The 18,578-nt window shown below is 59.4% G+C and carries 17 protein-coding genes; 6 read left to right on the forward strand and 11 right to left on the reverse strand.

Annotated features, from left to right (window positions below; genetic code table 11):
- Genes AB4N85_RS21675 through AB4N85_RS21700 form a run of 6 tightly spaced genes read left to right on the forward strand, consistent with a single transcriptional unit; the run spans window position 1 to window position 7,103 of the window.
- Window positions 1-1,443 (forward strand): mannose-1-phosphate guanylyltransferase/mannose-6-phosphate isomerase, encoded by a 1,443-nt coding sequence (locus AB4N85_RS21675; RefSeq protein WP_460065803.1) that lies wholly within the window; start codon window positions 1-3, stop codon window positions 1,441-1,443.
- The gene (locus AB4N85_RS21680; RefSeq protein WP_056791068.1) at window positions 1,444-2,241 is read left to right on the forward strand and encodes an ABC transporter permease; all 798 of its coding nucleotides are present in this window, start codon (window positions 1,444-1,446) and stop codon (window positions 2,239-2,241) included.
- Window positions 2,241-3,494, forward strand: a complete 1,254-nt coding sequence (locus AB4N85_RS21685; protein ID WP_353187316.1) for an ABC transporter ATP-binding protein — start codon at window positions 2,241-2,243, stop codon at window positions 3,492-3,494. Before AB4N85_RS21680 ends, AB4N85_RS21685 begins: the two co-directional genes overlap by 1 nt.
- Complete coding sequence (locus AB4N85_RS21690) at window positions 3,491-4,858, forward strand: glycosyltransferase family 4 protein (protein WP_353187318.1); 1,368 nt, start codon at window positions 3,491-3,493, stop codon at window positions 4,856-4,858. Before AB4N85_RS21685 ends, AB4N85_RS21690 begins: the two co-directional genes overlap by 4 nt.
- Window positions 4,842-5,972: a glycosyltransferase family 4 protein gene (locus AB4N85_RS21695; RefSeq protein ID WP_353187320.1), complete on the forward strand. Its 1,131-nt coding sequence runs from the start codon at window positions 4,842-4,844 to the stop codon at window positions 5,970-5,972. The genes AB4N85_RS21690 and AB4N85_RS21695 overlap by 17 nt, the downstream gene beginning before the upstream one ends.
- Window positions 5,973-7,103 carry a glycosyltransferase family 4 protein gene (locus AB4N85_RS21700; protein ID WP_236167827.1) on the forward strand — a complete coding sequence of 377 codons (1,131 nt, stop codon included), beginning with the start codon at window positions 5,973-5,975 and terminating at the stop codon, window positions 7,101-7,103. It abuts the gene before it with no gap.
- A gap of 10 nt (window positions 7,104-7,113) precedes the next feature.
- Here the strand turns inward: AB4N85_RS21700 and AB4N85_RS21705 are convergent, their stop codons facing one another.
- From AB4N85_RS21705 to AB4N85_RS21755, 11 genes are all read right to left on the reverse strand, one after another.
- On the reverse strand, window positions 7,114-7,740 hold the full coding sequence (locus tag AB4N85_RS21705; RefSeq protein ID WP_353187323.1) for a glutathione S-transferase family protein: 627 nt from the start codon (window positions 7,738-7,740) through the stop codon (window positions 7,114-7,116).
- Window positions 7,741-7,844: 104 nt separating this feature from the next.
- Window positions 7,845-8,771, reverse strand: a complete 927-nt coding sequence (locus AB4N85_RS21710; protein ID WP_353187325.1) for a LysR family transcriptional regulator — start codon at window positions 8,769-8,771, stop codon at window positions 7,845-7,847.
- 74 nt (window positions 8,772-8,845) lie between these two features.
- Complete coding sequence (gene glmS / locus AB4N85_RS21715) at window positions 8,846-10,678, reverse strand: glutamine--fructose-6-phosphate transaminase (isomerizing) (protein ID WP_460065811.1); 1,833 nt, start codon at window positions 10,676-10,678, stop codon at window positions 8,846-8,848.
- A gap of 2 nt (window positions 10,679-10,680) precedes the next feature.
- Window positions 10,681-11,457: a DeoR/GlpR family DNA-binding transcription regulator gene (locus tag AB4N85_RS21720; RefSeq protein ID WP_041476528.1), complete on the reverse strand. Its 777-nt coding sequence runs from the start codon at window positions 11,455-11,457 to the stop codon at window positions 10,681-10,683.
- Between the two features lie 206 nt (window positions 11,458-11,663).
- Complete coding sequence (gene glmU, locus AB4N85_RS21725; protein ID WP_252877165.1) at window positions 11,664-13,031, reverse strand: bifunctional UDP-N-acetylglucosamine diphosphorylase/glucosamine-1-phosphate N-acetyltransferase GlmU; 1,368 nt, start codon at window positions 13,029-13,031, stop codon at window positions 11,664-11,666.
- A 116-nt stretch (window positions 13,032-13,147) separates the two neighbouring features.
- Window positions 13,148-13,573 (reverse strand): F0F1 ATP synthase subunit epsilon, encoded by a 426-nt coding sequence (locus tag AB4N85_RS21730; RefSeq protein ID WP_016772407.1) that lies wholly within the window; start codon window positions 13,571-13,573, stop codon window positions 13,148-13,150.
- A gap of 45 nt (window positions 13,574-13,618) precedes the next feature.
- Window positions 13,619-14,998, reverse strand: a complete 1,380-nt coding sequence (gene atpD / locus AB4N85_RS21735) for a F0F1 ATP synthase subunit beta (protein WP_016772406.1) — start codon at window positions 14,996-14,998, stop codon at window positions 13,619-13,621.
- 27 nt (window positions 14,999-15,025) lie between these two features.
- On the reverse strand, window positions 15,026-15,886 hold the full coding sequence (atpG, locus tag AB4N85_RS21740; RefSeq protein WP_007911960.1) for a F0F1 ATP synthase subunit gamma: 861 nt from the start codon (window positions 15,884-15,886) through the stop codon (window positions 15,026-15,028).
- 50 nt (window positions 15,887-15,936) lie between these two features.
- Window positions 15,937-17,481: a F0F1 ATP synthase subunit alpha gene (gene atpA, locus AB4N85_RS21745; protein ID WP_016772405.1), complete on the reverse strand. Its 1,545-nt coding sequence runs from the start codon at window positions 17,479-17,481 to the stop codon at window positions 15,937-15,939.
- A gap of 21 nt (window positions 17,482-17,502) precedes the next feature.
- Window positions 17,503-18,039: a F0F1 ATP synthase subunit delta gene (locus AB4N85_RS21750; RefSeq protein ID WP_016772404.1), complete on the reverse strand. Its 537-nt coding sequence runs from the start codon at window positions 18,037-18,039 to the stop codon at window positions 17,503-17,505.
- A 12-nt stretch (window positions 18,040-18,051) separates the two neighbouring features.
- The gene (locus AB4N85_RS21755) at window positions 18,052-18,522 is read right to left on the reverse strand and encodes a F0F1 ATP synthase subunit B (protein ID WP_016772403.1); all 471 of its coding nucleotides are present in this window, start codon (window positions 18,520-18,522) and stop codon (window positions 18,052-18,054) included.
- Between the last annotated feature and the right edge of the window lie 56 nt (window positions 18,523-18,578).

Raw genomic sequence — 18,578 nt, forward strand, 5'->3', positions numbered from 1 at the left:
ATGCTGATTCCGGTGATTCTGTCCGGCGGTGCCGGCACCCGTTTGTGGCCGGTGTCCCGCGAGGGCCACCCCAAGCCGTTCATGGCCCTGCCCGACGGCCAGTCGCTGCTGGGCAAGACCTACCAACGTGCGGCGGCGTTGCTGGACGGCTGGGGCGACATCGTCACGGTGACCAACCGCGAGTATTACTTCCAGAGCAAGGATCACTATTGCGCGGCTCAGGTGTCGCGCCATCGCGGGCACTTTCTGCTGGAGCCGAGCGGGCGCAATACCGCACCGGCGATCGCAGCGGCAGCACTGTCATTGCAGGCGCTGCATGGTGACGACGCAATCATGGTGGTGATGCCGGCGGATCATTTGATCGTCAATCAGGACGCCTTGAAGTGTGCGGTCGAGCACGCAGTGAATCTGGCGAAGGACGGTTATCTGGTGACCTTCGGCGTGGTCCCTACCGCGCCGGAAACCGGCTTCGGCTATATCGAAACCGGTGCGCCGCTGGACGCCAGAGGCGCGGCCAAGGTGCAGCGCTTCGTCGAGAAACCCGACCTGCAGACCGCCACGCATTACCTGGAGAGCGGCAACTTCCTGTGGAATTCGGGGATGTTCTGCTTCACCACCGCGACGCTCATTGCCGAACTGCAACTGCACGCACCCGAGTTGCTGGAACAGACCCGCGCCTGCATGGCCGTCAGCGCACCGGTCGAAACGGTCGGCTGCCTGCAACAGGAGTTGTCGTCGACCCTGTTTGCCGAAATCACCGACATCTCCATCGATTACGCGCTGATGGAGCGCTCGGAAAAAGTCGTGGTGGTGCCTGCCGGTTTCGACTGGAGCGACATCGGTTCGTGGAGCGCGGTCGCCGCGCTGATTCCCGCCGATGCCGACAACAACCGCGCCAGCGGCGAAGCGATCTTCATCGACAGCCACAACAACTTCGTGCAGAGCGAAGGCCGGCTGGTGGCAACCGTCGGTGTGGATAACCTGATCATTGTCGACACCGCCGACGCGGTGCTGGTGGCCCATGCCGACCGTGCGCAGGATGTACGCCGCGTGGCGAAGCAACTCAAGGACAAGTCCCACGAAGCCTATCGCCTGCATCGTACGGTCAGCCGTCCGTGGGGCACCTACACCGTTCTGGAGGAAGGCCCGCGCTTCAAGATCAAGCGCATCGTGGTCAAACCCGGTGGCAAGTTGTCGTTGCAGATGCACCATCACCGCAACGAGCACTGGGTGGTGGTCGAAGGCATGGCCAAGGTCACCAACAACGGTTCCGGCACGACCCTGGTCGCCAAGAATGAATCAACGTTCATCGCCGCCGGCCACAAGCATCGCCTGGAGAACCCCGGGGTGATCGACCTGGTCATCATTGAGGTGCAAAGCGGCGAATACCTGGGCGAGGACGATATCGTTCGCTTTGAAGATCAATACGGCAGGACGGTCTGAATGCTGCTTTCCCTGTACCGCTCGCTGCACAGCTACCGTGGATTCATCCTCGGCAGCGTGCAGCGCGAGTTTCAAGCGCGTTATCGCAATTCGCTGTTCGGCGCGCTATGGCCGATTTTCAATCCGCTGTCGATGATCATTGTCTACACGGTGATCTTTTCCCAGATCATGCGCGCACGTTTACCGGGTGTGGACGACAGCATGGCCTACAGCGTCTACCTGTGCGCTGGTCTGCTGGCCTGGGGACTGTTTTCCGAAATAACCCTGCGCAGTCAGAACATGTTTCTGGAAAACGCCAACCTGCTGAAGAAAATCAGCTTCCCGAGGATCTGCCTGCCGGTGATTGTATTGATCAATGCCGGGATCAATTTCGCCATCATCATCAGTCTGTTTCTCGGTTTTCTGCTGATCACCGGGCGCTGGCCGGGAATGGCTTTGCTGGCGCTGATTCCGCTGATTGCTCTGCAAATGATGTTCTGCGCCGGGCTGGGCATGGTCCTAGGGGTGTTGAACGTGTTCTTTCGCGATGTCGGCCAGTTGTTCGGCATCTGCCTGCAGTTCTGGTTCTGGCTGACACCGATCGTCTACCCGATCACGATCCTGCCGGAATGGGTGCAGCGCCTGCTGCAACTCAACCCGCTGACCAACCTGTTCAGCAGTTATCAGAACCTGTTTCTCTACGGTCAGTGGCCGGTATGGAGTTCGCTGCTGCCGGTTTTCATTACTGGCGTGGTGTTCTGTCTGATCGGTCTGCGGCTGTTTCGCCAGCGCGTCGGCGAAATGGTGGATGAACTCTGATGGGACATATTCGCGTCACCGGCCTGGGCAAGGCCTATAAGCAATACCCAAACCGCTGGGCACGGCTGGCCGAGTGGCTGATTCCGTTTTCGCCGCTTCGGCATCAACAGCACTGGGTACTGCAAGATGTCGAATTCGAGATTGCTCCGGGTGAAGCGGTGGGTATCGTCGGCGCCAACGGAGCAGGCAAAAGCACCTTGCTGAAAATGATCACCGGCACCACTCAACCCACCCGGGGCAGGATTGAATTGCAGGGTCGCGTCGCAGCGCTGCTGGAGCTGGGCATGGGTTTCCACCCGGACTTTACCGGTCGGCAGAACGCAATCATGGCCGGTCAGTTGTTGGGCATGCAGCTTGAAGAAATCCAGGCCCTGATGCCCGATATCGAGCGTTTTGCCGAAATCGGCGAAGCCATCGATCACCCGGTCCGCACTTACTCCAGCGGCATGCAGATGCGCCTGGCGTTCAGTGTCGCCACCGCCCGGCGCCCGGACATCCTGATCGTTGACGAAGCGCTGTCGGTGGGCGATGCCTATTTCCAGCACAAGAGCTTCGAACGCATCCGCAGCTTTCGCAAATCCGGCACGACGTTATTGATCGTGTCCCATGATCGCTTCGCGATTCAGTCGATTTGCGACTCGGCGATCCTGCTCAAGGATGGGCGCGTGGCCATGCGCGGCAAACCGGAGCCGGTTCTCGATTATTACAATGCGCTGATGGCCGAACGTGAGGGTCAGGTCGTTCGCCAGGAAACGCTCGCCGGCGGCGAGGTGCAAACGGTCTCCGGCACCGGCGAGGCGGCGATTCTGAGCGTACGCCTGCTCGATGAAAACCAGCGCAGCATTGAGGCTGTTGAAGTCGGCCAACCGGTGGTGCTCGAAGTGCAGGTCGAAGTGCGCAAGGACATCGAACGGCTGGTGCTGGGCTTCATTCTCAAGGATCGCCTCGGCCAGATGATGTACGGCATCAACACCCACCGGCTGAACAAGGCATTGACCGATCTGCGCGCCGGTGAACGCTTCACCTATCGCTTCGCCTTCATCATGGGCCTGGGCAAAGGCAACTATTCGGTGTCGCTGAGCCTGTCGCGTCTGGACTCACATCTGGATCGCAATTTCGAGTGGCGTGACTACGGGATGGTGTTCCAGGTGATCAACAGCCGTCGGGAAGACTTCGTCGGCTGTACCTGGCTGGACGCTAAAACCACCATCAGCCGCGACACCGAGGCCCGGCCTGTCGAGCGTGCGCCATGACCCGCCTCTTGGTTGAATGCACCCACGTATTCAAACACCCCAAGATCAATTCGGGGATCCAGCGCGTGGTGCGCAACGTCATCAAGCAGCTGCCCGCCAGCGCTGACGGCGTTGAGTGCTTGCCGGTGGTGATGATCAATCGCCAGCTCTACCGCGTGCTGCAACTGGCGCCACTCGATACACCGTTCTGGAACAGCCTCGAAACCTTCGGTGAACGCCTGGAGCGCCTCGCCCATCGTTTCTGGCAGTGGCATCAGCGCCGTGATGCGCGATGCACTTCGAAACTGGCGCGGCTGCTGCTGTATGTGGGCTATCGGTTGACCCAGTTTGCCGTGCTCGGCCTGCCGATTCGGCTCGTCAGACGGATCAATCGCAGGCAGCTGCTTAAACGTTGCTCGCCGCTTCAACACCACCCGGGCGATCAACTGGTGCTGCTGGATTCATCCTGGCACTCGGACTTTTTCGCCCATGTCGAGCAGCTCAAACGCGACGGCGTCGGCATGATCGCGGTGATCTACGACCTTATTCCGCTGACGCATCCGCAGTTTTACGACACGCGGCTGGTCGAAGTTTTCAATGAGTGGTTCGCCTGGATCACCCGCACGGCCGATGGCTACATGGCGATTTCCGCCACAGTGCGTGATCAGGTGCGTGGTGAATTGCAACGCAGAATCGGTGCCGAGCAGACTGAAAAGCGCTGGTTCGATTACTTTTATCTGGGGTCCGAGCTCGATCTGCAGCACAGCGAAGCCACGGTCGAACCGCGCCTGAGTGACCTGTTCACTGCGACCGAAGCGGTTTTCCTGATGGTCAGCACCATTGAGCCCCGTAAAAACCATGGGTACCTGCTCGACGCCTTCGAACTCGCCTGGGCTGCCGGTTCGACCGCACGCTTGTGCATCGCCGGGCGTATCGGCTGGAAATGCGACGCACTGCTCGAGCGAATCCGCAATCATCCGGAACTGAATCGGCGCCTGTTCATGTTCAATGACCTGAGCGACACCAGCCTCGAATACGCCTATGCGCAGGCCAGCGCGCTGGTGTTTCCTTCGTTTGTCGAAGGCTTCGGCCTGCCACTGGTAGAAGCCATGCAGCGCGGTTTGCCAGCGATGGGCAGCGACATCGCGGTATTCCGCGAAATCGGTGGCGAGTTCATGGCTTATTTCGATCTGCAGGACCCACAAAGCCTTGCCGATCTGATCGAAACCTATCAGCGCAGCGGACAGTTCCCCGCCGCCCGCGACGTCGCTGACTGGCGCTGGATCGGCTGGCGCGAGGCCAGTGAGCAGTTGGCGACACGCAGCCTTGCCCATGTTCAGCAGGCCCTGCGCGTGCAAGCGAGGCCGCATGCGCATTGCTCTTAACGCCCGCATCCTGCAAGCGCCGCGCACCGGCATTGGCCACTACGTCGCCGAACTGGTCAACGCCTTGCGCAGCGAACCCGATGTGGACGTAAGCCTGTTTCACGGATGGGGCTGGAGTTCGGCCCTGCCGGACGCGGCCATGCCCGGCTACTCGCGCATGACGCCATTGCTGCGAAAAATTCCCGGGGCCTATCAGGCACGCCGCTGGCTGGAGCAGAAACGTTTCGATGAGGTGCGTGCACAAAAGATTGATCTTTATCACGAGCCAAGCCTGTGGCCGCTGGCCTTCGACGGTCCGACCGTGATCACCCTGCATGACCTGACGCACCTGCATTTTCCAGAAACCCAGCCACCAGCACGTTTGAGGGAAATCGAACGTCGTCTGGCCGCCGGCGTGGAGCAGGCGCGGGTCATTCTGACCGATTCGCAGGCGATCGCTGACGAGGCGCAGGCCTACTTTAATCTCCCTGCACAGCAATTCGTTGTGGCGCCGTTGGGTGTGTCCGAGCGCTTCCGTCCCCGGCCACTTGAGGAAATCGACAGTGTGCTCAAGGCTCACGCCGTACAGGCACGGGAATATTTCCTCTGTGTCGGCACCCTGGAGCCGCGCAAGAACCTGAGCCTGGCGTTGCATGCCCACGCCCTGCTGCCAGACGCCGTGCGCCAGCGCTTTCCCTTGTTGATTGCAGGCATGGCCGGATGGCAGCGCGAACAGTTCAACGAGCCACTGCGCCAGGCATTGGCCAGCGGCCACGTGTGCCTGCTCGGCTATCTGCCCGATGAGCAATTGGCGCAACTGCTGGCCGGCGCCCGGGCGCTGATATTTCCGTCGTTGTATGAGGGCTTTGGCTTGCCGGTGCTGGAAGCCATGGCCAGTGGCACGCCGGTGGTGACCACCCGTTCTTCGGCGATGCCGGAAGTGGCTGGCGCGGCTGGCAACTATATTGAAGCGGACGATGCCGAGGGTCTGCGTGATGCAATGGGCCGGTTGATCGACGACTCGCTGCATTGGCACGCCTGCCGCGAAGCGGGATTGCAGCAGGCGGCACTTTTTTCCTGGCAACGTTGTGCACAGGCTACGGCTGGTGCCTACCGCCAGGCCATGGGAGGTTGAATGCGCGTTCTTCATTTCTTCAAGACGTACCTGCCCGATTCGGTCGGCGGCATCGAACAAGTCATCTTTCAGTTGTGCGAAAGCGGCGCTCAGCATGGCATCGATGGGCAAGTGCTGACCCTCAGCACCAATCCGACACCGCCCGTGGTGCAACTGGGTCAGCACGAAGTACATCGGGCGAAGCTGGATGTCCAGTTCGCCTCCACTGGCTTTTCCTGGAGTGTGTTCAAGCAGTTCCGTGAGCTAGCCGCCGAAGCCGACGTGATCAACTATCACTTCCCGTGGCCATTCATGGACCTGGTGCATTTCGCCAGCGCTGTGAACAAGCCGAGCGTAGTTACTTATCACTCGGACATCATTCGCCAGAAGCATCTGCTCAAGCTCTATCGGCCACTGATGAATCGCTTCCTCGCCAGCGCCGACCGCATCGTTGCTGCATCGCCGAACTATCTGCACACCAGCGATGTGCTGCAGCAGTTTCAGGACAAGACCCGCGTTATCCCCTACGGCCTGAATAAAGCAGGTTATCCACAGCCCGATACCGAACGCATGAACCGCTGGCGCCAACAGCTTGGGGATAAGTTTTTTCTGTTCGTCGGGGTGATGCGTTATTACAAGGGCCTGCACATCCTGCTCGACGCGCTCAAAGACATTGATTATCCCGTGGTGATTGTCGGTGCCGGTCCGCTGGAGCAGGAACTGCACGCACAGGCCGCCGCGCTGGGCCTGCGCAATATTCACTTCCTCGGCCGTCTGAGCGACGAGGACAAAGTGGCGTTGCTGCAATTGAGCTACGCGATTGTCTTTCCTTCGCACCTGCGCTCGGAGGCTTTCGGTATTTCGTTGCTCGAAGGCGCGATGTACGGCAAACCGATGATCTCCAGCGAAATCGGCACCGGTACCAGTTTCATCAATATCCACAACGAAACCGGACTGGTGGTGCCGCCGAGCAATCCACAGGCCTTTCGGGAAGCCATGCGTACACTATGGGACAACCCTGAGCGTGCCGCCGAGATGGGCGTCAAAGCGGAAGCGCGCTATCGGCAGTTATTCACTGCCGATGAAATGGGCCGCAAGTGGACGGAGTTGTATCAAGAACTGTTGGCAGAAAAAGCGCTGTCCTACGCTTGAAGGCGGGAGATCACGCCGTCTTCTGCAACCCGGCAACCGTGCGCGGCATAGCGACAAAACCCGGCGATGCTTCGATCCGTGCCAGCCAGGCGCGAACGTTGGCGTAGTCGTCCAGCGAGACATTGCCCTCCGGCGCGTGAGCAACGTAGCTGTAGGCAGACACGTCAGCGATGGTCGGCTCTTCGCCCGCCAGATACGCAGTTTTGCCCAACTCCAGTTCCATGACCTTGAGCAGATTGTGCGCACGGCCGATGACTTCCTCGGCATTCAGTTGCGCACCAAACACCGTGATCAGGCGTGCCGCCGCCGGGCCAAACGCAATCGGTCCCGCCGCTGCCGACAGCCAGCGCTGCACATGCGCTGCGCCCACCGGGTCGGCCGGCAGCCAGCGTCCGTTGCCATATTTCTGCGCCAGATAAACCAGAATCGCGTTGGAATCGGCCAGCACCACGCCGTTGTCATCAATCGCCGGCACTTGGCCAAAGCTGTTGATCGCCAGGTACTGCGGCTGCTTGTGCTCACCTGTGGCCAGATCGACGAAGATCAGCTCGGTCGGCAGTTGCAGCAGCGACAGCATCAACTCGACGCGGTGGGCGTGACCGGAACGGGGAAAGTTGTAGAGTTTGATCGCTTGCATGGTCGACTCCGTTGGAAAGTGACGTCGCTACGGGGATGAGCGCGCCGATGGAGTCATCATCTATGGGTTGCCGGAACAACAGAATAACCAGCCACTGCAATCGATTATTTCATCTCGTGCAATAACGCCGCAGCACTCAAGGCTGGATGCTCACGCAGCGCCTTCACGGCGAAGTCGACAAAACTGCGGATCCGCGCCGGTGCCTTGCGCCCGCCCTGATACACCACATGGATCGGCAACGGTGGCAATTCAAACTCGGCGAGGACGATTTCCAGCTCCCCCGCCGCGACTTTGTCCGCCACTTGATACGACAGCACTCGCGTCAGGCCCAGGCCTTTGAGCGCGGCAGTGATCGCCGACTGATTGGCCGTGACGGTCAGGCGCGGTTCGGTGCGCACACTGAGTGCTTCACCGCCGTCGAGAAACGGCCAGTTGCGTTGCTGACCGATCGCCGATGTCGCCACCACCGGCAACCCGGCCAATGCCTGCGGATGCTCCGGGCGGCCATGTTCAGCCAGAAACCCCGGCGAAGCGCAGATTACCCGCCGCACTTCCCCAACTCGGATCGCATGCTGATTGCTGTCCGGCAGCTCACCGATGCGTACCGCGACATCAATGCCCTCCTCGACCATGTTGACGACCCGGTCCAGCAACAGCGCGTTGATCGACACATCCGGATAACGACAAAGGTAATCGGCCATCACTGGCGTCACGAACAGATCGCCAAACAGCACCGGCGCAGTAATCGTCAACTGCCCGCGCGGCAAGGCATGGCTGCCCGCCGCCGAATCCTCGGCCTCCTGCACCTCGGCAAGAATCCGCCGGCAGTCATCGAAATAACGCTGCCCGGCTTCGGTGAGATGCACGGTGCGCGTGGTACGCACCAGCAACTGCGTACCGATATGCTGCTCCAACGCCGCTACGGCCCGGGTGACGCTCGCCGCCGACAGACCCAGACGCCGCGACGCCGCCGAAAAGCCTTGCTCCTGGGCGACGACAACGAAGATCTGCATTTCCTGAAAGCGGTCCATCGAATTCCTCCGGGCGGATACGACAATCGCAGCCGAGGCTGCGATTGTGGGAGCGTAGATCAACGGTGGATAACTTATTCCACGGTGACCGATTTCGCCAGGTTGCGCGGCTGATCAACGTCGGTGCCCTTGAGCACGGCGACGTAATACGACAGCAGTTGCAGCGGGATCGTATAAAGGATCGGCGAGAGAATGTCGTGGATGTGCGGCATTTGCACCACGTGGGTACCTTCGCCGTTGGTCATCGCAGCCTTCTCATCCGCGAACACGATCAACTCGCCGCCGCGAGCGCGGACTTCCTGGAGATTGGATTTGAGCTTTTCCAGCAGTTCGTTGTTCGGCGCGACGGTCACCACTGGCATGTCGTTATCCACAAGTGCCAGCGGCCCGTGTTTGAGCTCGCCGGCCGGGTAGGCTTCGGCATGGATGTAGGAGATTTCCTTGAGTTTCAAGGCACCTTCCATCGCGACCGGGAATTGCGCGCCACGGCCGAGGAACAGGGTGTGGTTTTTCTCGGCAAACAGCTCGGCGATTTTTTCCACGGTGCTGTCCATCGCCAGCGCTTCGCCGAGACGGGTCGGCAGGCGACGCAGTTCTTCGACAAGTGTGGCTTCGACGCCGTTGGCCAGAGTGCCGCGCACCTGTCCCAGCGACAGGGTCAGCAGCAACAGGCCGACCAGTTGCGTGGTAAAGGCTTTGGTCGAGGCCACACCGATTTCGCGGCCGGCCTGGGTCAACAGGGTCAGATCGGATTCGCGCACCAGCGAGCTGATGCCGACGTTGCAGATCGCCAGGCTGGCGAGGAAGCCCAGCTCCTTGGCATTGCGCAGGGCCGCGAGGGTGTCAGCGGTTTCGCCGGACTGCGAGATGGTCACGAACAGCGTGTCCGGCTGCACCACCACTTTGCGATAACGGAATTCGCTGGCGACTTCCACCTGGCACGGAATACCGGCCAGTTCTTCGAGCCAGTAACGCGCGACCATGCCGGCGTGATAGCTGGTGCCGCAGGCGACGATCTGCACATTGCGCACTTTGGCGAACAGCTCGGCAGCTTGTGGACCGAAGGCCTCAACCAGCACTTGATTGTTGCCCAGGCGACCTTCGAGAGTGCGCTGAACCACGGTCGGTTGCTCGTGGATTTCCTTGAGCATGTAGTGGCGGAACTCGCCCTTGTCGGCGGCTTCGGCACCGTCGGTGTACTGCACGGTCTGGCGCTCGACAGCGTTGCCGTTCACGTCCCAGATCTGCACGCTGTCGCGACGGATTTCAGCGATATCGCCTTCTTCCAGGTACATGAAGCGGTCAGTGACCTGACGCAGAGCGAGTTGGTCGGAAGCGAGGAAGTTCTCGCCCAGACCCAAGCCGATCACCAATGGACTGCCACTGCGCGCGGCGACCAGACGATCCGGTTGCTGTGCATTGATCACTGCCAGACCGTAGGCACCGTGCAGCTCCTTGACGGTCGCTTTGAGCGCGGCAGTCAGGTCCGGTTGTTCCTTGAGCTTGTGGGTCAGCAGGTGGGCGATGACTTCGGTGTCGGTGTCCGAGCTGAACGCATAGCCCAGCGCTTTCAGCTGTTCGCGCAGGGCTTCGTGGTTCTCGATGATGCCGTTGTGCACTACCGCAATGTCACCGGAAAAATGCGGGTGGGCATTGCGCTCGCACGGCGCGCCATGGGTAGCCCAACGGGTGTGGGCGATACCGAGACGGCCGGCCAGCGGCTGTTCGGCCAGTGCGGTTTCCAGTTCGCTGACCTTGCCCGGACGGCGCATGCGTTCCAGGGTTTCGTCGTTGGTGTAGACCGCCACGCCGGCGCTGTCATAGCCGCGGTATTCGAGGCGCTTCAGGCCTTCGAGAAGGATGGCGGTGATATTACGTTCAGCTACAGCGCCGACAATGCCACACATGGTTATTTCTCCTGACTGACAGCCGCACAGATCAACGTGATCCCACGGGCCTGAAGCTGATCGCGTGCCTCGACGGGCAGGCGATCATCGGTAATGAGGGTATGGATGCTGCTCCAGGGCAGCTCCAGGTTGGGAATCTTGCGACCGATCTTGTCGGCCTCGACCATGACGATCACTTCTCGCGCAACGTCGGCCATCACCCGGCTGAGGCCGAGCAACTCGTTAAAGGTTGTGGTGCCGCGAACCAGATCGATACCGTCGGCGCCGATGAACAGTTGGTCGAAGTCGTAAGAGCGTAGTACCTGCTCGGCGACCTGGCCCTGAAAGGATTCCGAGTGCGGATCCCAGGTGCCACCGGTCATCAGCAGCACCGGCTCGTGTTCCAGTTCGCTCAAGGCGTTGGCAACATGCAGCGAGTTGGTCATCACCACCAGACCCGGTTGCTGGCCCAGCTCGGGAATCATCGCGGCGGTGGTGCTGCCGCTGTCGATGATGATGCGCGCGTGCTCGCGGATGCGTTTTACCGCCGCGCGAGCGATCGCCTGTTTGTATTTGGAAATACTCTGCGCCGTTTCTGCGACCAGCTCTTGCGGCATGGTGATCGCACCGCCGTAACGACGCAGCAATAGACCATGGGTTTCCAGCGCGGCGAGATCCTTGCGAATCGTAACTTCCGAAGTTTCGAAACGCTTGGCCAGCTCGTCGACACTGACTTCGCCCTGCTCATTGAGCAAGGCGAGGATGTTATGGCGACGTTGAGGAGTATTGCGCTTGGACATGGCAGCTTAAGTTTCGATTCGAAAGATAACGCAAGCAATGAAACTCTATCGAAAGGTTGCCGTCAAGACGCGGGGAGAAAAATTCAGAAAAATTGAAATGACTGTGGGGCGAGCCCGCTCGCGAAAGGGGAGTCCTAGCCACTCAAGACGTGACTGAGAGACCGCATTCGCGAGCAGGCTCGCTCCTACAGGGGATTGTGGATAAATCAGGATTTTTTGATTTTTTCCGGCCGCTTCCAGCCGTCGATGTTCTTCTGGCGGGCTCGGCCTACCGCCAACTGAGCGTTATCCACATTTTGCGTGATAGTCGATCCGGCCGCAGTGGTTGCACCGTTGGAGATATCCACAGGGGCGACCAGCGAGTTGTTGGAGCCGATGAAAACGTCAGCGCCCAACACGGTTTTCCACTTGTTCGCGCCATCGTAATTGCAGGTGATGCTGCCGGCGCCGATGTTGGTGCGTGCGCCGATTTCTGCATCGCCCAGATAGGTCAGGTGGCCAGCCTTGGCACCTTCGCCCATGTGTGCATTTTTCAGCTCAACGAAGTTACCCACATGGGCGCGCGCTTCGAGCACAGTGCCCGGGCGTAACCGCGCGAAGGGACCAGCGTCACTGCCTTCACCGAGAATGGCGCCTTCTATATGACTGTTGGCCTTGATTACCACGCCTTTGCGCAGGGTGCTGTCCTTGATCACGCAGTTCGGGCCGATCTGTACGTCGTCTTCGATGATGACCTTGCCTTCGAGGATCACGTTGATGTCGATCAGCACATCGCGACCGACGCTGACTTCGCCGCGTACGTCGAAGCGGGCCGGGTCACGCAGGGTCACGCCCTCAGCCATCAGACGACGGCCGGCGCGCAACTGGTAATGACGCTCCAGTTCAGAGAGCTGCTTGCGATCGTTGGCGCCCTGCACTTCCATCGGGTCGTGCGGTTGTTCGGTGGCGACGACCAAACCATCGCTGACCGCCATTTCGATCACGTCGGTGAGGTAGTACTCGCCCTGCGCGTTGTTATTCGACAGGCGACTCATCCAGTCCGCCAGGCGATTGGCCGGCACAGCGAGGATGCCGGTGTTGCCTTCGGTGATCGCACGTTGCGCTTCGCTGGCGTCTTTGTGCTCGACGATGGCCGCGACCTTGCCGTCGGCATCGCGCACGATGCGGCCATAACCGGTCGGGTCATCCAGCTCGACAGTGAGCAAACCCATCTGGCCCGGCACGACATGCTTGAGCAGACGTTGCAGGGTTTCGACTTCGATCAGCGGCACATCACCGTAAAGAATCAGCACGGTGTCGGCATCAATGAACGGCACCGCCTGGGCGGTGGCATGGCCAGTGCCCAGTTGCTTGTCCTGCAACACGAAATTCAGGTCATCAGCTGCCAGCCGCTCACGCACCACATCGGCACCGTGACCGATCACCACGTGAATGCGTTGTGGATCAAGTTGCCGAGCGCTGTGGATAACATGGCCGAGCATGGAGTTGCCGGCAATCGGGTGCAGCACCTTGGGCAGCGCCGAGCGCATGCGCGTGCCTTGACCGGCCGCGAGGATAACGATTTCGAGAGACATGACTGGCTACCAATCCTGGGTGGTCAGCAACTGCGACCGGGTTTGAAATTCGGAAAAGAAAAAAGGGTAGCCGAGGCTACCCTTTTTTATCAATCGCACAACAAGCGGATGACGGATTAACCGCCAAACTTCTTGCGGATCTGCTGGACGGTGCGCAGCTGGGCTGCAGCCTCGGCCAGACGAGTGGCAGCGGCGCCGTAATCGAAGTCCGCGCCTTTTTCGTTCAGGGCATTCTCGGCAGCCTTGAGAGCTGCCTGAGCCTGAGCTTCATCCAGGTCGGCGGCACGTTGCACGGTATCGGCAAGTACCTTGACCATGTTCGGCTGAACCTCGAGGAAACCACCGGAGATGTAGAACACCTCGGCTTCCCCGCCTTGCTTGATCAGGCGGATCGGACCCGGCTTGAGATTAGTGATCAGCGGCGCGTGACCCAGAGCGATACCAAGATCACCCAGTGCACCGTGCGCAATCACCATCTCGACCAGGCCGGAAAAGATTTCCCCTTCCGCGCTGACGATATCGCAATGGACTGTCATAGCCATCTGATTGCCTCAACCTAAATTAGCGCCCGTTGCCGGGCGCCGGGATTACAGTTTCTTGGCTTTCTCGATCGCTTCTTCGATGCCGCCAACCATGTAGAACGCTTGTTCTGGCAGGTGGTCGTAGTCACCGTTGAGGATGCCTTTGAAGCCAGCAATGGTGTCTTTCAGGGAAACGTATTTACCCGAAGCACCGGTGAAGACTTCAGCCACGAAGAACGGCTGCGACAAGAAGCGCTGGATCTTACGAGCACGGTTAACCAACTGTTTGTCGGCTTCCGACAGCTCGTCCATACCCAGGATCGCGATGATGTCTTTCAGCTCTTTGTAACGCTGCAGAACATACTGAACGCCGCGAGCGGTGTCGTAGTGGTCCTGACCGATCACGTTCGGGTCCAGCTGGCGCGAAGTCGAATCCAGTGGATCTACCGCCGGGTAGATACCCAGGGAAGCGATGTCACGAGACAGAACGACGGTGGCGTCCAAGTGGGCGAAGGTGGTCGCTGGCGACGGGTCGGTCAAGTCGTCCGCAGGTACGTATACCGCCTGGATCGAGGTGATCGAACCTTCCTTGGTCGAAGTGATACGTTCTTGCAGAACGCCCATCTCTTCAGCCAGGGTCGGCTGGTAACCTACTGCCGAAGGCATACGGCCCAGCAGTGCGGATACTTCAGTACCGGCCAGGGTGTAACGATAGATGTTGTCGACGAACAGCAGAACGTCGTTACCTTCGTCACGGAACTTCTCGGCCATGGTCAGGCCAGTCAGAGCTACGCGCAGACGGTTTCCCGGCGGCTCGTTCATCTGACCGTAAACCAGTGCCACTTTGTCCAGAACGTTGGAGTCCTTCATCTCGTGGTAGAAGTCGTTACCCTCACGAGTACGCTCACCCACACCGGCGAACACGGAATAACCGCTGTGCTCGATGGCGATGTTACGGATCAGTTCCATCATGTTTACGGTTTTGCCTACACCGGCACCACCGAACAGACCGACTTTACCGCCCTTGGCGAACGGGCAGACCAGGTCGATAACCTTGATGCCGGTTTCCAGCAGGTCGTTGCCGCCTGCTTGCTCGGCGAACGAAGGTGCTGCGCGGTGAATGCCCCAGCGCTCTTCGGTGTCGATCGGGCCAGCTTCGTCGATCGGGTTACCGAGGACGTCCATGATCCGGCCCAGGGTCGCTTTACCGACCGGTACGGAGATGGCTGCGCCAGAGTCGGTGACTTCCAGACCGCGCTTCAAGCCCTCGGTGGAACCCATCGCAATGGTACGCACCACGCCGTCGCCCAGCTGCTGCTGAACTTCCAGAGTGGTTGCGGCCGCGCTTTGTACAGTCAGCGCGTTGTAGATGCTCGGTACGCTGTCGCGTGGAAATTCCACGTCGATAACGGCGCCGATGATTTGAACGATACGTCCGCTACTCATAGCTGGATCCTCTGAATATTTGAACCGTTAAACCGCGGCAGCGCCGCCGACGATTTCCGAGATCTCTTGGGTGATCGCAGCCTGACGCGCCTTGTTGTAGATCAGCTGCAAATCGCTGATCAAATCACCGGCGTTGTCGGTAGCGTTCTTCATCGCGATCATCCGCGCAGCCTGTTCAGCCGCGTTGTTCTCGACCACCGCCTGGTAGACCTGCGACTCGACGTAACGGACCATCAAGCCGTCAAGCAGCTCTTTGGCGTCCGGTTCGTAGAGATAGTCCCAGTGGTGCTTGAGATCCTGATCCGGGGTTGCCACCAGTGGAATCAACTGCTCCACGGTAGGCTGTTGTGTCATGGTGTTGATGAACTTGTTGGACACCACGGACAGGCGGTCGATACGGCCGTCCAGGTAGGCATCCAGCATCACCTTGACGCTGCCGATCAGATCATTGATCGACGGCTCTTCACCCAGGTGGCTGATAGCTGCAACGACGTTACCGCCGAAGTTGCGGAAAAAGGCCGCACCCTTGCTACCGACTACACACAGATCAATCTCGACGCCGTTTTCGCGGTTTACCGCCATGTCCTTGACCAGGGCCTTGAACAGGTTGGTGTTCAAGCCGCCGCACAGACCACGGTCACTGCTCACGACGACATAACCGACGCGCTTGATTTCGCGGTCGATCATGAACGGGTGGCGGTATTCCGGGTTGGCGTTGGCCAGATGCCCAATTACCTGGCGGATACGCTCCGCATAAGGACGGCTAGCAGCCATGCGCATTTGTGCCTTGCGCATTTTGCTGACCGCCACTTTTTCCATGGCGCTGGTAATCTTTTGCGTGCTTTTGATGCTCGCAATCTTACTGCGAATCTCTTTTGCGCCTGCCATGTAACACCTATCAGGTTAGCAAGCGGGAGCCTCGCGGCTCCCGCTGCGGCTTACCAGGTTTGGGTGGCCTTGAACTTCTCGATACCGGCTTTCATGCCAGCGTCGATTTCGTCATTGAAGTCACCTTTAACGTTGATCTTGGCCATCAAATCGGCGTGATCGCGGTTGAAGAAAGCAATCAGCGCTTGTTCGAAGCTGCCGACCTTGGCGATTTCAATGTCAGTCAGGAACCCACGCTCAGCGGCATACAGCGACAGCGCCATGTCAGCGATCGACATTGGTGCGTATTGCTTCTGCTTCATCAGCTCGGTAACGCGCTGACCATGCTCAAGTTGCTTGCGGGTCGCTTCGTCCAGGTCAGAAGCGAACTGGGCGAATGCCGCCAGTTCACGGTACTGAGCCAGAGCGGTACGGATACCACCGGAGAGCTTCTTGATGATCTTGGTCTGAGCGGCACCACCCACACGGGATACCGAAACACCGGCGTTCACTGCAGGGCGGATGCCCGAGTTGAACATGGCCGATTCCAGGAAGATCTGACCGTCGGTGATGGAAATCACGTTGGTCGGAACGAACGCGGAAACGTCGCCAGCCTGGGTTTCGATGATCGGCAGTGCGGTCAGGGAACCGGTTTTGCCGGTCACTGCGCCGTTGGTGAACTTCTCTACGTATTCTTCCGAAACGCGGGATGCGCGCTCCAGCAGACGGGAGTGGAGATAGAACACGTCGCCTGGGTAAGCTTCACGGCCTGGTGGACGGCGCAGCAGCAGGGAAATCTGGCGGTAAGCCACTGCCTGCTTGGACAGATCGTCATAAACGATCAGCGCGTCTTCACCGCGGTCGCGGAAGAATTCACCCATGGTGCAACCGGAGTACGGTGCCAGGAATTGCAGCGCAGGAGATTCCGAAGCACTGGCAGCCACGATGATCGTGTTGGCCAGGGCGCCGTTTTCTTCCAGCTTGCGAACCACGTTGGCGATGGTCGATTGCTTCTGACCGATGGCTACGTAGACGCAGAAAATGCCGCTGTCTTTCTGGTTGATGATCGCGTCGATCGCCAGAGCGGTTTTACCGATCTGACGGTCACCGATGATCAGCTCACGCTGGCCACGGCCGACAGGGATCATGGCATCGACAGCCTTGTAGCCAGTCTGTACAGGCTGGTCTACCGACTTACGCCAGATCACGCCTGGAGCAACTTTCTCGACCGCGTCGGTCTCGGTGTTGCCCAGTGGACCTTTGCCGTCAACAGGGTTACCCAGAGCATCGACTACGCGGCCCAGCAATTCCTTACCAACAGGAACTTCGAGGATGCGGCCGGTGCACTTGGCGCTCATGCCTTCAGCCAGCGACTGGTAGGAGCCCAATACCACGGCACCTACGGAGTCCTGCTCCAGGTTGAGAGCCATACCGTAGACGCCGCCCGGAAACTCGATCATCTCGCCGTACATGACGTCGGCCAGACCGTGAATCCGCACGATGCCGTCAGATACGCTGACGACAGTGCCTTCGTTACGGGCTTGGGAGGTCACATCGAGCTTGTCGATGCGGCCCTTGATAATTTCACTTATTTCGGAAGGATTGAGTTGCTGCATTGCTCTGCTGCCCCTTCAAACTCAAGATTTCAATGCTTCGGCAAGTTTCGCGATTTTGCCGCGAATCGAGCCATCGATAACCAGGTCGCCGGCGCGGATCACGACACCACCAATCAAGGCAGCGTCCTCCGCAACTTGCAGGCGCACTTCCCGGTTGAGTCGTGCACTGAGAACCTTGGCGAGTTTGTCTTGCTGTTCTTGGTTCAATGCAAATGCACTGGTCACTTCAACGTCTACCGATTTCTCTTGTTCGGCCTTGTACAGGTCGAACAGAGCGGCGATCTCCGGCAGAAGCAGGAGACGGTCGTTCTCGGCAACGACGTTGATGAAATTGCGTGCCTTTTCATCAAACTTGTCGCCGCACACGTCAATGAACGTGGCGGCCTTTTCTGCGCTCGTCAGTCGCGGGGCCTTGAGCACGCGCTGCAGGGTGTCGTCTTGCGACACCGCTGCTGCCAGGCCGAGCATGGCTGACCAATTGGCCAGTTGCTGGTGGGCCTGAGCGTGCTCGAAGGCCGCCTTAGCGTAAGGTCGGGCCAACGTGGTCAGTTCTGCCATGATCGCCCTCGCTTAGATTTCAGCAGCCAGTTGGTTAACCAGCTCTGCGTGCGCGTTTTGATCGATTGTGGCACCCAGGATCTTCTCGGCGCCGCCAACAGCCAGCAAGCCCACTTGGGCACGCAGCTTGTCTTTGACGCTGTTCAGTTCCTGTTCGATCTCGGCTTGAGCCTGAACCTTCACACGGTCAGCGTCGATACGGGCTTTTTCAACAGCCTCTTCGACGATCTGGTTACCGCGTTTCTTGGCTTGCTCGATGATTTCAGCTGCCTGAGCTTTCGCTTCGCGCAGTTGCTGACCCGCTTTCTCTTGGGCCAACTCCAGGTCGCGAGCTGCACGGCTGGCAGCGTCCAGACCATCAGCGATCTTCTTTTGACGTTCGTGCAGAGCAGCGATGACCGGAGGCCATACATACTTCATGCAGAACAGTACAAAAATCAGGAACGCAACGGACTGGCCAATCAGGGTCGCATTAATGTTCACGCCAACACCTCGCAGTTACGTTGTCCATCACACCAAATTACCCGGAAGATCCGAGT

This window comes from Pseudomonas sp. H1_G08 (assembly GCF_054681355.1).